Source organism: Desulfovibrio sp. DV (assembly GCF_001936595.1).
In the GTDB taxonomy this organism is placed as follows: Bacteria; Desulfobacterota; Desulfovibrionia; order Desulfovibrionales; family Desulfovibrionaceae; genus Solidesulfovibrio.
Map to the genome: position 1 here is coordinate 1 of NZ_MLBG01000008.1, position 13,956 is coordinate 13,956.

A 13,956-nucleotide genomic window follows, 5' to 3' on the forward strand; every position below is an offset into this window, starting at 1 on the left:
GAGAAAGAGCGCCTCCGGCGGCCAAAGGGCTGAGCCCTTTGGAATCCCACCTGGAGGCAAAGGGTATAGGGGAGCGGCGTTGCCGCGGCGGTGGAGGAGAGGCGGGAAAAATCCCGTCGGTCGAGCAATGTGCAGTGCCAGCTTGACAGGAACCACCGTTGCTCCGGCGGCCGGGGGGATGATCCCCCCGGACCCCTGCAAAGGGGAACGTTGGGGAAATGCGTTCAGCAATTGGGGACGCTGACGGCCAGTCCGCCCAGGGCGGTCTCTTTGTACTTGCAGTGCATGTCCCGGCCGGTGGCTTCCATGGCTGCGATGGCCTGGTCAAGGCCGACCTTGTGGTGGTCCGGGGTTTCCGCGGCGGCAATGAGATACGCCGTGTAGGCCTTGACCACGCCCATGGCGTTGCGCTCGATGCAGGGAATCTGGACAAAGCCGCCGACCGGATCGCAGGTCATGCCCAGGTGGTGCTCAAGGGCCGTCTCGGCGGCGTTTTCCACCACGTGCAGGCCATAGCCGGCTGCCTGGGCCAGCATGGCCGCAGCCATGGCCGAGGCCACGCCGATCTCGGCCTGGCAGCCGCCCTCGGCTCCGGCAATGGTGGCGTTGTGCTTGGCCAGAAAGCCCACGGCCGCTGCCGCGAGCAGGCCCTCCCGGATGGTCTGCTCGGCAACGCTCTGGCGCTGGCGCAGGAACCGGGCCGTGGCCGGGATGATGCCGGCCGAACCGCAGGTGGGCGCGGTGACGATGCTGTGCCCTGCGGCGTTTTCCTCGGCTGCGGCAAAGGCAAAGGCGCAAAGCAGGGCCAGGACGTTTTCGTGGGGCTGGCGCTTGGACAGGCTGCGCTGGTAAATGCGCCGGGCCTTGCGCGACAGCCCAAGCGGCCCCGGCAGCAGCCCCTCGGCCGCAAGGCCGGCTGTGACCGCTGCGTCCATGGCCGAAAGCACCGCGTCGAGCCCGGCCAGGACGGCCGCTTCGCTCGCGCCGGTTATGGCCATCTCGTTTTCCAGCATGATGTCGGGCAGTTCTATGCCCTTTCGGCCAACGAGCCGGCGCAGGTCGGCCATGGTCTCGTAGGTATGGACCGGTGCGCCGCGTACCAGGGCCGGCTGGCCCGGGTAGTGGAGAAAGCCGCCGCCGACCGAGGCGTATTCCCGCTCGGCCAGGGGCAGGGCCGTCCCTGCCGGGCCGAGCAGGCGGATGACCAGGGTGTTGTTGCTGGGGAAGGGATGGACAACCGGTCCGAAGACCACATCGTCAAGGCCAAGGGTCAGGCCGGGCGGGCCAAGGCCCAGGGTGTGGCGCAGGCCCGGGGTGCGGGCCAGTTCGTCGAGAAAGTCCGGCGGACAGTGGGCCGGCTCCTGCCCGAGCAGGCCGGCCAGGACGGCCCGGTCGGTGCCGTGGCCGTGGCCGGTGGCCGAGAGGCTGCCGTAGAGCACGACTTCAAGGCGTGTCGCGGCGGCCAGGGTCTCGGCCGGCAGCCCGGCCAGGAGCCGGCGGAAATTGCAGCCGGCGTGCATGGGACCCATGGTGTGCGAACTGGACGGGCCGGGACCGATTTTGAGCAGATCAAAGATACTCAGGTCGATGGCGGCCACAAAGGACTCCTTGGGGGTTGGGGTTGCGCCCGGCGGCTGCAACTGCGGCCGGCCTCAGTCCGTGTTTTCGCGTTCGGGCGGCCCGACCGGCCGGCCGTCTTCCAGACGCAGGAGCCAGCGCGTGCCGAAACCGAGGGTGTTGTCGAGGTAGCGGATGGCGGTCGGACGCAACACATGGGCCGAGACTTTGCCCAGGCGTCGGGCGGCCTCGCCCGGATCGGCCAGCAGAGCCTCGACAAAGGGGAACTTGGCGCAATAGGCGGCCATGGCCCGCGCCTTGGCCGCCAGACCGGTCACAACGGCGGCCCGGCCTTCCAGTTGCAGGCCCCGGATGTCGCGCCAGGAGGCGGTCTCGGGAGAGACTGCAGCGGCGCAGGCCGGGTTGGCGGCCAGATTGCTCCCGTGCCGGGAGGTCGGCGAAGACAAAAAGACCAGATCGTAGCCGTTGGGGGCGAAGTAGACCGTCGAGGCCCAGGGGAGCGCGTCGTCCGGTCCGGCGCTGCCCGAGGTGGCGAGCGTCATGGCCGTTGTCTCGGCCAGCAGCCGGTGTATGGCCGCTTCGACGGCCTCAGGCTCCATGACCGTCCCAGCGCCGGAACAGCTCGTGGCTGATCTCGAACTGGTCGAGCACCTTGCCGACCGTCTGGTCCACCACGTCCATTATGGTCTTGGGCGCATGGTAAAACGACGGGGCCGGCGGCAGGATGACGGCCCCCATCTCGGCCAGGGCCACCATGTGGCGCAAGTGCCCGAGATGCAGCGGCGTCTCGCGGGGGACGACCACCAGCTTGCGCCGTTCCTTAAGCGTCACGTCGGCGGCTCTTGTGAGCAGGTTGTCGTTTAAGGACAGGGCGATCTGGGCCAGACTCTTCATGGAGCAGGGGATGACCACCATGCCGCACACGGGAAAGGAGCCGGACGAGATGGCTGCGGCCAGATTGCCGTGGTCGTGGACCACATCGGCCAGGGCGAGCACCTCGTCCACGGTGTATTTCGTTTCCAGGGCCAAGGTCACGGCCGCGCCGGAACTGATGATGCAGTGGGTTTCCACGTCCGCGATATGGCGCAGGACTTCGAGCAGCCGGATGCCGTAGACCACGCCGCTGGCACCGGAAATGCCGACAATGAGTCGTTTCATTTTTTTTTCCTTGAGGCTTATATACAGCAGTTTTTGAGTACACCGCAATGGTGCCGGCCCCATCGGCCGCCGCTGCCACGGTGGCTCCGGCCAGTGCCCAAAAAACCTTGAAAAACGTCTCCCGTTGCAGGGGTCCGGGGGGATCATCCCCCCGGCCGCCGGAGGCATTCCCCCTTTCCCGCACTAAAGGATCTTTCGCAGCTTCATGATGAGGATGATGGCTGCCGTGGTGACGACGCCGATGCCGGAGACGATGGAGATGGCCGTGGCGTCGTGCTGGAAGGGCAGTTCGATGTTCATGCCGTAAAAGCTCGTGATGAAGGTGGGGATCATGATAATGACGGTCAGTGAGGTCAGGACCTTCATGATCTGGTTGACGCTGTTTGAGATGATGGAGGAATAGACGTTGGCTATGGAGGTCAGGACTTCCGTAAAAATTTTCGACATGTAAATGCCCTGGCGTGTCTCGGTCAGGGCGTCGTCGAGGCCGTCCACCTCGTCTTCGGTAAAGGAGAGCTTGGTCCCGGTGCCGATGTTGAGGCCCCGGCGCATGATCCGGTCGATGATGAAGTCGTTGGTCTTGAGGGCGGAATGGAAGTAGGTGACGGTTTTTTGCAGGTTGAGCAGCAGTTTCAGGTCTTCGTTGGAACGGGTATCGGCCAGATCGTGTTCCAGTTCCTGGATTTCTGCTGAAATTTCTTTGAGATAGCGCATGAACAACAGGGATATTTCCTTGACGATCTGGCACAGCTGCGGCTCGATCCGGGTCAGGCAGGCGGCCTGGACGCAGGTATGCAGGCGGCTTTGGATGGCTGCGTCGTCGACCCGGCAGATGGTGGTCATGACCGATTTGGCCAGGATGATGCCGATGGGGACGGTGGAGCGGCGCTGTTCCCCCTGGCGCACCTCGATGCAGGGGGCGCGGATGACCACGATGGTGCTCTCATCGTCGAATTCGATGCGCGGGCATTCGTGCTGATCCAGGGCGTGTTCGATAAATTCACCGCCAAGGGACCCCATGGCCAGGGCCTGCCCGATTTCCTCGGGCCTGGGATCGACCAGATTGATCCAGGTGTAGCCGGTGGCATCTTCGGGTCCGTTCGTCGCTGCGCTTTTGTTCTTATGAATCGTGATCATGTTTTCCGGGGTCCCACACTGGGCGTTGGTGATTTCGGGTGGTTGTGGCCGGGACGAGCATGACACCCGAAGGTAACGATCCTGTGAAGATCGGCCGGGCCCGCCTAGGCTTGCGGCGCGGCGATTTCCTGGCGGTAGGCGACAAAATCCTTCTGCACCTGCCGGATCACCTGCTCCCGCAGTTCGGCCACCCGTTCGAGCGGTTCCTGGCTGCGGATGGCCCGATGGTAGTGGGCGATGGCGTCATAGGAGTCGAGCAGCTCCTCGTGGATCGAGGATTTTTCCGGGGAACCGCTCTCCAGCGAAACAACCCGGCAGCCCATGCGGGAGGCCAGATAGCGCAGGGGCATGATCGAGGCGCAGGCCTGCATGAGCGGCAGCAGCATCTCCACCCCGAATTTTGCGTTCCTGTCGCTGCTTTGCAACTCCCGCATGAACGTGGAGTAGGGTTTGTCCAGTTCCCTGGCCAGCGCCTTGGCCGGTTTTCCAGACCCCTGCACCATTTCCCGGATGACCTCCGTAATGCTGCTTCGCATGTGAATACTCCCTCCAAAGAGCGCAGTCTCGACCAAGCCGCAACATGAGTAAGGCAAAACGGCCTCCCCGGTGTGTTGCCCGGGGCAGACGCCGTTTTTTGCCCCGGAGATTCTGTATTGCCCGTTTTCCGGTTCGGGACAACCTCGGCCGGCCGGGCCGAGTTCCATTTCCCTTGTTGTATTTGGTTGTAGTCAGCATTATAATTTGATTTCTAACGATAATCGCCATCATTCGGCTGTTGTCGCAATCCGCATCCGGAGCGCCCATGACCGATGATCTTCTCGTCACAATGGAAATACCGCCGGATATTGCCTTTGCCCGGCTCCTGACGGCAGCGGCCGAAACCCTGGCGGCGCGCAAGGGCTTTGGCCAGCGGGAAAGCCTGCGCTTCCAACTGACCGTTGAGGAATTTTTCCTGTGTCTGGTCGGGCTGGCCGAAGGCGACAAGCCCCTTCGGGTGGTCTTTACCGGCAAGCGGCATGTGCTGCGCCTGGCCTTTGCCTTTACGGCCACGAGTCTGGCCCTGGGGGCGCTCAACGTGACGGCCGGCATTGCCGCCTGCGCCGATGGCGAACCGTCCCACGACCTGGGCTTGCTGTTGGCCGGGAAAGCGGCAGACCGTTTTCATCTGGACCACAAGGGCGAGAAGAGCTTTTTCCTCGAAGCCGAGGTGGACCGGGCCTATGCCCCGGCTCCGGCGGTCAGGGTACCGGCGGGGCTCCACGGGCCGTATACGGTCCGGCCCTGCCTGGACCCGGCCCAACTGGCCCATGGCGCGGCCCTGGCCCTGGCCGTCTATCCGGTCTGGCACTGCCCGCAGAGTTTCCGCACGCCCGGCAAATTTGCCGACCGGGTCGAGGACGGGCAGATTGCCTGCGTGGCCGCCTATGACGCCGCCGGACAGCTGGCCGGTCTGCTCCCCTGGAGCCCGTGCAGCGAGCGGGCGCTGTTTTTCTCCGGTCCTTTTGTCTTTGTCCCGCCGGACGAGGCCGGGGCAGTGGCCGGGCTGCTGGTCGACGGCTTCATAGGGGCCGTTGGCCGGGGAAAATACGAAATCGTCCTGAGCTTCCGGGCCACAAGCGATGTGCCGGCCGAGGCCTTCGAGTCCCTGGGCTGCCTGGACTTGTACCGCGACGGGGCGTGCTGCCCCGAGCCGGTCCTTTTCCGCCATCTGCGCGAGGACGCCGGCATGGCGGTCTGGAGCCGGCCGGCGCTGGTCGATTTTTTGCGCGACACCTACGACCGGCTGGCCATGCCCCGGGAGATCCTGCCGGTCGAAGCGTCAAAGGGGCGTGAGCGCCGGGCCTCGCTTTTGGGCTGCACCCTGGATCGCAACCGGGACCTGGGCGAGCTGCGGCCGTTTCTCGACGGCGAGGACATGGCCGACAATCTGGCCGCCCATGTCTGCGCCCTGCGGGACAAGGGGATTGTAAACATTCTCTATTACATGGACCTTTCCCGTCCCTGGGAGGCGGCCCTGGCCGACGACCTGTTGCGGGCGGGCTTTACGCCAAACGTCGTCCTGCCCCATGGCGGACGCGGCGATCTGGTCGTGTGGCAGCATGGCAAGTCTCATTGATCTCGTTCCCGACCATGTCCGGGAATTTGAAAGCTATACGCCAAGCCGGCCCGACCCGGTGCTCATGCGCCAGTACGGCGTGTCGCATCTGTACCGGTTAAACAACAACGAAAACGCCCTGGGGCCGCCGCCCCTGGCCCGGCAGGCCGTGGCCGCCTACGCCCCGGAGCGCGCCGCCATCTATCCCAACGGCGACGCCTACGATCTGCGTCTGGCCCTGGCGGCCCGATTCGGCAAGAGCCCGGACCAGTTTCTGGTCGGCAACGGCTCGTGCGAGGGTATCGGCTCGGTGGTGCGGGCCTTTTGCGCCCAGGGCGACGCCATTGTCACGGTGGACAAGACCTTTGCCGTTTACGAGTGGGTGGCCCGCTTCACCGGCATCGAACCCCGGCTGGTGCCGCTTCGCGACCACGCCCTGGACCCCGGGGCCATGCTTGCGGCCGCAACCGGGCGGGCGAAAATCATCTTTGTCTGTAATCCCAACAACCCCACCGGGTCGTGGTGGAACCGGCAGACCCTGGAGGCGTTTCTGACCGCCCTGGACGGCCGGGCCGTGGTGGTGCTCGACGAGGCGTACTGCGAATTCATCGACGATCCGGACTTCCCGGACGGCATGGAGGTCCTGGAGCGCCATGCCAATGTGCTGGTCTTTCGCACGTTTTCCAAGATGTACGGTCTGGCCGGGCTGCGGGTCGGCTACCTGTGCGGCTCCCTGGCGGCCGTGGACATCGTGCGGCGCACCCAGATCGCCTATTCGGTCAACGCCCTGGGCCAGATGGCCGCCACCGCCGCCCTGGCCGACGACGCCGAACACATTGCCGCCACCCGGCGCATGGTGGGCGAGGCCCGGGGCTTCCTGGGCGGCCTGTTTGCCGCGATGGGGCTCGAGCAGGTCAGCGGCGCAGGCAACTACATCATGGTCCGCACGCCGGTTTCCGACACGCTGCTCTATCGCCGGCTCATGCGCGAGGGGGTGATGGTGCGCACCATGACGAGCTTTCGTTTTCCCAACTGGATTCGCGTCACCCTGGCCCGCGAGCCGGCCATGGAGGCCTTTGCCCGGGCCTTTCGCAAGGTCTTGGACAAGCCATGACCAGGGCCGCAACAGCGCCGGCCGAGCGGCTTTTCAGCTACGATTTCACCGTGCTGACCCTGGCCGCGACCTTTGGCTTTTGCAATATCGCCATCTTCTACGGCTTTGCCAGCTATCTGGAGCGCCTGGGCATCGACCCGGCCTGGCGCGGCCTGCTTCTTGGCGCGGAACCGTTGGCCGCCTTTTGCCTGCGGCCGTTTCTCTCGGTCCTGGTCACGCCGCGAAACGCCCTGGCCGTGGCCCGGTCAGCCCTTCTCGCCATGGGCGCGGCCCTTTGCTGCTACCAGTTCGCCCGGGGCGTGGGCCCGATTCTGGGGGTGCGGCTTTTCCACGGGCTGGCCTTTGTGTGTCTGGTCAGCGCGGTCATCGTGCTGCTCTCGCGGGTCATCCCCCCGAAGATCGCCGGCCGGGCCTTTGGCTATTTTTCCCTGTCGGCCCTTGTTCCCTATGCCGTCATGCCGCCCCTGACCGAATGGCTGCTGCCCCGCCTGGGGAGCGAGGACAGGGCCTATGCAGCCTGTTCGCTGCTGGTTGTGCCCGGATTGGCCTTGCTTGTGCCCCTTGGCCGGCGCCTGGGGCGTCGGGCCATGGCCGGGGTCTCGGGCACGGGCCGGCCAAGTTTGGCCGACCTGCGCCAGGATCTGGCCCTGCCGGCGGTGCGGCTTATTTTACTGGCCAATCTGTTCGTTTTTTGAGCACCACCCTCATCTTCTTTTTCATGAAACCCTTTGCCCTGGGGCTGGGGCTGGCTGATCCGGGCCTTTTTTTCACCGTCTCAACCGCCGCGTCCATGGCGGTGCGGGTGGCGGGCGGGGCGTTTTACGATCGGCTGCCCAAGGAAATCCTGCTCCTGGCCGCCCTGTTCGGGCTGGCCGGGGCCATGGCCGGCTTTGCCGCGACAACGGGCGTCACACGGTTTCTGCTCCTGGCCGGCGGCTACGGGTTGTGTCTGGGCGTGGCCATGCCGCTTTTAAACGCGGTCATGTTCGGCCATTCTCCGGCCCATCTGCGCGGGGTCAACATGAACCTGATGCTGTTTATGATGGACGCAGGCTATGTGGCCGGGCCCATGGCCGGGGGGATGTTGCTGGCGGCCGGGGGCGGCTATCCCAAGCTCTTTTGGCTTTGTGCCGTCTGTGCCGTGGCTTCGGGGCTTTGCATCCTGCCGCTGGCCCGCCGACGGCAGGCTTAGCCCTGCCGCTGCGGCACGGCGCAACCGCAACCTCCCCGTTTCCCCCTCTTCCCCTGTGGGGGGTCCGGGGCCTCAGGCCTCCGGTACAATCAACTTACCCCGGGTGGGTTTCCAAAGGGCACTGCCTTTGGCCGCCGGAGGCACTCCCCCTCTTCTTTTCCCTCTCACTCCCCGGCGGCCAGCCGCAGCAGCAGGTTGCCGGCCACCTGCCGGCGGTAGGCGGCCGTGGCCCGGATGTCGTCGATGGGCGAGACAGCGGCGCGGATGTGCCCGGCCGCTTGTTGCAAAACGTCAGGCGTGAGCCTTTGCCCCGCAAGGGCTGCCTCGGCAGCCGGGCAGCGCAGGACGGTCGGCCCGAGGCTGCCCACGGCCAGCCGGGCGCTTGCCACCCGGCCTGCGGCATCGGTCTCGATGACCGCGGCCAGACTGGCCACGGCAATGGCCAGGGCGCTGCGGCGGCCGACCTTTTCAAAATGCTGCAGGCTGCCTGAAACCGGCGGACGGACCAGGACGGCGGCAATGATCTCGCCCGGAGAAAGCGCCGTCCGGCTCGGCCCAAGGATCACTTCGGCCAGGGGCACGCGCCGCCGGCCGTGGCGTGAAGCCAGCTCGACCAGGGCGTCCAGGGCATAGAGCGGCGGCAGGCTGTCGCCGGCCGGGGAGGCTGTGGCGATATTGCCGCCAAGCGTGCCCATGGCCCGGATCTGCGGCGAGCCAAGGGCCAGGAGCGCCCGGGCCAGCACCGGCAGCCGAGCCGTCACCAGCCGGCTGGCGGCCAGGGCGCTGTGGCTGGCCATGGCCCCAAGGCGCACCAGCCCGGTCCTCATTGCAGCAATTTCGGCCAGTTCGCCGATCCCTTCCAGCAGGGCCACATCCACGGCCGCCTGTCCCCGACGGCGCACCAGCAGGTCCGTGCCGCCGGCCATGGCCAGGGCCCCATCGGCCAGAAGCGGCCACAATCGGGCCAGGTCCGTTGGTCGAAACACCCGGCGGATCATGGCTTTTCCCCACGCAGCGCCGCGCCGGCGGCCAGGACCGCGTCCACGATTTTCACGTATCCGGTGCAGCGGCACAGGTTGCCGGAAAGGGCGACGCGGGCCGCGTCCCGGTCAGGATCGGGATTTTGGGCCAGAAGGGCAGACGTGGCCAGGGTCATGCCCGGGGTGCAGTAGCCGCACTGCACCGCGCCGCAGTCGGCAAAGGCCGACTGGATGGGGTGGGGGGCGTCGGGCGTGCCCAGGCCCTCGGCCGTGACCACGCTGCGGCCGGCCAACTGGGCGGCAAGCAGCAGGCAGGACAGTTTCAGCTCACCGTCGACGAGGACCGAACAGGCCCCGCACTCGCCCAAACCGCAGCCTTCCTTGGCAGCGGTCAGCCCGAACTCCTCCCGCAGCAGATCAAGCGCCCGCCGGCCGGGTTCGGTGGTCAGGCAGACCGGCGCGCCATTGAGGGTAAAGGACAGCTCCATGCGCTCGCTCATGACAAGGGGCCTCCCATGGCCTCAAGCACTTCCCGGGGCGAGACGGGCAGGTGCCGCACCCAGAGGCCGGTTGCGTCGTACAGGGCCTGGGCCACGGCCGGTCCCGGGCCGTGGATGCCGATTTCGCCCATGCCCTTGAGCCCCAGGGGGCCGCTTGGTTCGTCGTCGTCCAGGGCCAGGCATTCGATGTCCGGCAGATCAAGGGCGGTCGGGATCAGATAGGTACTCAGGTCACCCGCCCGCATCCGTCCGCGGGTGAGGCCGATATCCTCAAAAAGGGCCAGCCCCGCCCCCTGGGCGGCGGCTCCCTGGAGCTGCTGCTCGACGCCCGACAGGGAAAACACCCGGCCGCAGGCCACCGAGAGCAGGCACTTAACCAGACGCACCGTGCCGGTCAGGGTGTCCACTTCCACGGCGCACAGGCAGGCCCCGTAGGAATAAAAGCGGTGGGGGAAGCCCAGTTTGAACTCCCGGCCGGTATCCGGCGGATGGTCCACCACGGGCATGATGTACTGGTCGACGCAGATGCGGTCGTCGCGGCACAGCATCATGCCGATGCGGGCCAGGGGCACCGAGCGCCCGGTCACCGGATCGGACACGGCTCCGGGGATCAGTTCCAGCCGTTCGGGCGTGTCGCACAAAAGGGCCAGGGCACCGCGGGCCAGCAGCTTGTCCCGCATGGCCCGGCAGGCCCGCAACAGGGCGTTGCCAAAGGTGTAGGTGGTGCGGCTGGCGGACGACGAACCGGCCGGGGGACAGATGCGGGTGTCGGGCTGGACGCAGCTGACGGCTTGCGGCGGCTGGCCCAGGGCCCTGGCGGCCATGGCCACGAAGGCCGAGGCGTTGCCTTGGCCCATGTCCGGCACGGAATTGTAGAGGCGAAAGGTGCCCTGGCGGGTCAGCTCCAGCTTGGCGGCGGCAGCATCGGGCAGGCCCCGGCCGTAGCCCATGGCGTTTTGGATGGCGACCAGGCCGGTGCCGCGCCGGGTAAAGGCCGGGGCCGCCTGTTTCCAGGCCTCGCGTCCGGTCCAGGCGGGATGGGCCATGACGGCGTCCAGGCAGGCGGCCGTGTCGGTCCCGGCTTCGGCCATGACGCCGACACAGTTGTGTTCCCCCGGCTTCAGGGCGTTTTGTCGGCGCAGTCCGGCCGGGTCGCGGCCAAGGCGCACAGCCAGGGCATCCATGAGTCGTTCGGTGGCAAAGCCGGCCTGGACCACGCCAAAGCCGCGAAATGCGCCGCCCACGGGGTTGTTGGTGTAGGCGCAGGAGCCTTCGACCCGGGTGTGGGGAATGCGGTAGGGGCCGCCGGCATGTTCCATGCCAAGGGCCATGATCTCGCCGCTTAAGTGGGCGTAGGGGCCGGCGTCGAAAAGCATGGTGCCGGCCAGGGCGCGAAGGGTGCCGTCGCGTTTGGCCAGAAGCTTCAGGCGCACGGTTGCGGCATGGCGCTTGTAGCCGGCCAGAAACGTCTCCTCGCGGCTCCAGGCCATCTTGATGAAGCGCCCCGGCACGGCCAGGGCGGCCAGGGCCAGCAGACACTGGACCGTGGCCCCGTCCTTGCCGCCGAAACCGCCGCCGAGATAGGGCGCGCGGATGCGGATTTTCATGGGGTCGAGGCCCAGGGCATGGGCGATCTCGAAGCGGTCGCGGAAGGGGGCCTGGGTGGAGACGACCATGTCCAGCAGGCCGGCCGGGGTCAGCCGGGCCAGGCCGTTTGGCGGTTCCAGAAAGACATGGTCCTGCAAGGGCGTGTGGAATTCGCCGGCAACGAGCACGTCGTCGTCCGACGCGGCCGCGAATTCCCCCGGGGCGTCGCCTTTTTCCACCAGCCCGTAGGCCAGGCGGTTGCCGCCCTCGCGGCCGGGATGGACGGCCGGGGCATCGGGCAACAGCGCGGCCTCGGGATCAAACACGCCGGGGAGCGGGGTGCATTCCACCTGGATGCGCGAGAGGGCTTCGGCCAGGGCGTCGCGGCTCTCGGCCACCACCAGGGCCACGGCGTCGCCGCAGTGGCGCACATGCCGGCCGCACAGCACTGGCTGGTCCTTGTGGACGATGCCCTGGCGGTTGGTTCCGGGCACATCGGCCCGGGTCAGGACCGCGGCCACGCCGGGCAGGCTCCGGGCAGCAGCCACATCCAGCCCGGTGATCAGGCCGTGGGGAATACCCGCCCGCCGGACTCCGGCCCACAGACAACCCGGAGGCGTTTCGTCGGCGCTGTAGCGTTCGGTTCCGGTGGCCTTGGCCAGGGCATCGGCGCGGGGGGAGAGGTTATCCGGCATGGTGACGCCGTCCCTGGTGCAACTGCCAATCGGCCTCGATATGGCCAAGGAGAATCCGGGCCTGGTCGGTGTGGAGCTTTATGGCTGCAAAGTCCGGTTCTTCGGCCAGCCATTGCAGCATGAGGGCGTCCGGGCCAAACCACAGCGGCGCGAAGCTGCCGAAAATAAAGCCGTGGCGGTTTAAGATCTCGGTTGCAAAGGCCACGCCGGGCGCGGCCGCGCTTAGGTACACCTGGATGACGGCCAGCCCCTGGCTGCCGGCCCGTTTGACCATGTCGTCCACGTGTTGCTCAAAATCCCGGCCAATGGCCGCCACCTGCACCCGCTCAACCTGGGCAAAATCAAAGACCCGCGCATCCAGGACGGTGTGGGCCGGTTCCGGGGCGTCAAGGACAGCATAGCGGATGTCGCGCTCAAGGGTAAACCCGGCCAGAATGTGCTCCAGCACCGGGCGGTAGGACTCGGGAAGAAAAAGCGGCTGGGGCCGGTCTCTGGCCACCCGGAAGTTGAGCAGGCAACTCACGCGTCCCGAAGCCCCTTCCTTTTCGTAGGCGCCGGAGGGCATGAGCGAGAGTTCCAGGCCGCAGGCCGTGTAGTTGTAGAGTACGGCGGCCTTTTGCGTGACCAGATGGTTGCACACGGCCTCGCCGAAAATGGCTTCGGCAAAGGCTGTGGTGTGGGAGTGGTCCTCGAGTCGCTTGAGGATGCGAAAGGCCAGGGACGTATTGCGGTACTCTGCGGCGACCAGGAGCTGGCCCTGCTCGTAGACGGCGGGGTTGGGCGGCGAACTGCGGTAATAGGCACCGGTGCCGGCTATTGCGCCGGAGGGCAGACGGGCCACCATGGTCAGGACCGCGTTGCGCCGGTTCAGTACCGTCAGTTGTTCCGGGACGAAGTAGTCCACGACAGGATACTTGTCGCCGTAGATGTCGTGAAATATCCGGGCCACCCCGGAGGCGTCCTCGGGCCGCATCCGGTCGAGCACATACGCCTGGTTCGGCGGCAGGGGCTGTTTTGCGGCCACGATCCGGGCGACGGCGGCCCGTTTGACGGTGGCATCATCGAGATTGTCGCGCAAAAAAGCGCACCAGTCGTCAAGGGACCCCTGTTTGACAAGGTGCGAACCGGGCGCAGGCGCGCCCAGGGCCTCGGCCAGGCGGCCGGGCAGGGCGGCCAGGGCCGCCGGGGAAACACCCTGATCCCCCAGCGCCACGGCAGGGTCCAGTCCGGCGACCGTGCCAGGGGCGCTGCCTAGCGCCAGCAAAAATTCCTTCAGGAGGTCGGCATCATATTCCATGCTCTTGTTCGCTCCGTCGTACAGCCGCCTATTCGGTTTTCCGCGCCCCGGCGTCACGGCCAAGGGGCTGCGGATGTTGCCGGGTGCTTCCCGGCCTTGCCCTGGCCTCGGTGGCCCTGGCCGAGGCCAGGGCAAGGCCGGCTTGCCGGGAAGCGCTCCAAGCGAGGGGGAAGACCATCGGGACTGCGACCCCAATGGATCACAGCCGCAAACTTTGACTTACCCGGAAATTCGTTTCGCCTGCTGTGCTGGATAACGTCCGAAAATGCAAGGCTGGGTATGCAGGAGGGAAGTGGGGTGGTGGTGCTTCGCCAAGGGCTGCCGGACAGCCCCTGGCGCAGTGTCGTACTCCTTTGGTGTCGGGGATACGGGCGGCAGGGGCGGCAACCGGCGTCTTGTGAGCGCTTTGGGACGGCAAAGCAAGGCAACGCGGCTTGTGCGTATTGCGACAGTCACAGCAGGCTCCTGGCGTCCCCACGGGGGAGGATATGCCCAAGGACGCACCCCGGCAAAGGCCTGCGCAGCTCCTGAAGGGCTTGAATTAAATGGCATCGTTTAATACGTTTCCCTCGTTCCTTGCACGATGGTTTCAATGCGAGCGCGAAGAGAACGCCCATCCACGT

13 protein-coding genes are annotated in these 13,956 nt (G+C 66.5%); 4 read left to right on the top strand and 9 right to left on the bottom strand.

Going from position 1 to position 13,956, the window contains the following annotated elements:
- Positions 1 to 224 precede the first annotated feature (224 nt).
- From DVDV_RS03540 to DVDV_RS03560, 5 genes are all read right to left on the bottom strand, one after another.
- Complete coding sequence (locus tag DVDV_RS03540; RefSeq protein ID WP_075353343.1) at positions 225 to 1,598, bottom strand: L-serine ammonia-lyase; 1,374 nt, start codon at positions 1,596 to 1,598, stop codon at positions 225 to 227.
- 54 nt (positions 1,599 to 1,652) lie between these two features.
- Positions 1,653 to 2,177: a pyridoxamine 5'-phosphate oxidase family protein gene (locus DVDV_RS03545; protein ID WP_075353344.1), complete on the bottom strand. Its 525-nt coding sequence runs from the start codon at positions 2,175 to 2,177 to the stop codon at positions 1,653 to 1,655.
- A complete protein-coding gene (locus DVDV_RS03550) occupies positions 2,167 to 2,736 on the bottom strand; it encodes a UbiX family flavin prenyltransferase (protein ID WP_075353345.1) in 570 nt (189 codons plus the stop codon). The genes DVDV_RS03545 and DVDV_RS03550 overlap by 11 nt, the downstream gene beginning before the upstream one ends.
- 183 nt (positions 2,737 to 2,919) lie before the next feature.
- Positions 2,920 to 3,873 carry a magnesium transporter CorA family protein gene (locus tag DVDV_RS03555; protein WP_075353346.1) on the bottom strand — a complete coding sequence of 318 codons (954 nt, stop codon included), beginning with the start codon at positions 3,871 to 3,873 and terminating at the stop codon, positions 2,920 to 2,922.
- Positions 3,874 to 3,977: 104 nt separating this feature from the next.
- Positions 3,978 to 4,409 carry a phage regulatory CII family protein gene (locus DVDV_RS03560; protein WP_075353347.1) on the bottom strand — a complete coding sequence of 144 codons (432 nt, stop codon included), beginning with the start codon at positions 4,407 to 4,409 and terminating at the stop codon, positions 3,978 to 3,980.
- Between the two features lie 266 nt (positions 4,410 to 4,675).
- Here DVDV_RS03560 and DVDV_RS03565 point away from each other — a divergent pair, with 266 nt between their 5' ends.
- From DVDV_RS03565 to DVDV_RS23150, 4 genes are read left to right on the top strand one after another with little or no spacing between them, the layout of a single operon-like run.
- A complete protein-coding gene (locus DVDV_RS03565; protein ID WP_075353348.1) occupies positions 4,676 to 5,989 on the top strand; it encodes a hypothetical protein in 1,314 nt (437 codons plus the stop codon).
- Positions 5,973 to 7,082 (top strand): histidinol-phosphate transaminase, encoded by a 1,110-nt coding sequence (locus tag DVDV_RS03570; RefSeq protein WP_075353349.1) that lies wholly within the window; start codon positions 5,973 to 5,975, stop codon positions 7,080 to 7,082. Before DVDV_RS03565 ends, DVDV_RS03570 begins: the two co-directional genes overlap by 17 nt.
- Complete coding sequence (locus tag DVDV_RS23145; RefSeq protein ID WP_254845223.1) at positions 7,079 to 7,777, top strand: hypothetical protein; 699 nt, start codon at positions 7,079 to 7,081, stop codon at positions 7,775 to 7,777. The genes DVDV_RS03570 and DVDV_RS23145 overlap by 4 nt, the downstream gene beginning before the upstream one ends.
- Entirely contained in the window at positions 7,774 to 8,274 is a 501-nt protein-coding gene (locus DVDV_RS23150; RefSeq protein WP_254845224.1) for an MFS transporter, read from the top strand. Before DVDV_RS23145 ends, DVDV_RS23150 begins: the two co-directional genes overlap by 4 nt.
- 164 nt (positions 8,275 to 8,438) lie before the next feature.
- Here the strand turns inward: DVDV_RS23150 and DVDV_RS03580 are convergent, their stop codons facing one another.
- Genes DVDV_RS03580 through DVDV_RS03595 form a run of 4 tightly spaced genes read right to left on the bottom strand, consistent with a single transcriptional unit; the run spans position 8,439 to position 13,333 of the window.
- On the bottom strand, positions 8,439 to 9,272 hold the full coding sequence (locus DVDV_RS03580; RefSeq protein ID WP_075353350.1) for a xanthine dehydrogenase family protein subunit M: 834 nt from the start codon (positions 9,270 to 9,272) through the stop codon (positions 8,439 to 8,441).
- Entirely contained in the window at positions 9,269 to 9,754 is a 486-nt protein-coding gene (locus DVDV_RS03585; RefSeq protein ID WP_075353351.1) for a (2Fe-2S)-binding protein, read from the bottom strand. The genes DVDV_RS03580 and DVDV_RS03585 overlap by 4 nt, the downstream gene beginning before the upstream one ends.
- Positions 9,751 to 12,036 (bottom strand): xanthine dehydrogenase family protein molybdopterin-binding subunit, encoded by a 2,286-nt coding sequence (locus tag DVDV_RS03590; RefSeq protein WP_075353352.1) that lies wholly within the window; start codon positions 12,034 to 12,036, stop codon positions 9,751 to 9,753. The genes DVDV_RS03585 and DVDV_RS03590 overlap by 4 nt, the downstream gene beginning before the upstream one ends.
- The gene (locus tag DVDV_RS03595) at positions 12,026 to 13,333 is read right to left on the bottom strand and encodes a hypothetical protein (protein WP_075353353.1); all 1,308 of its coding nucleotides are present in this window, start codon (positions 13,331 to 13,333) and stop codon (positions 12,026 to 12,028) included. Before DVDV_RS03595 ends, DVDV_RS03590 begins: the two co-directional genes overlap by 11 nt.
- Positions 13,334 to 13,956 lie beyond the last annotated feature (623 nt).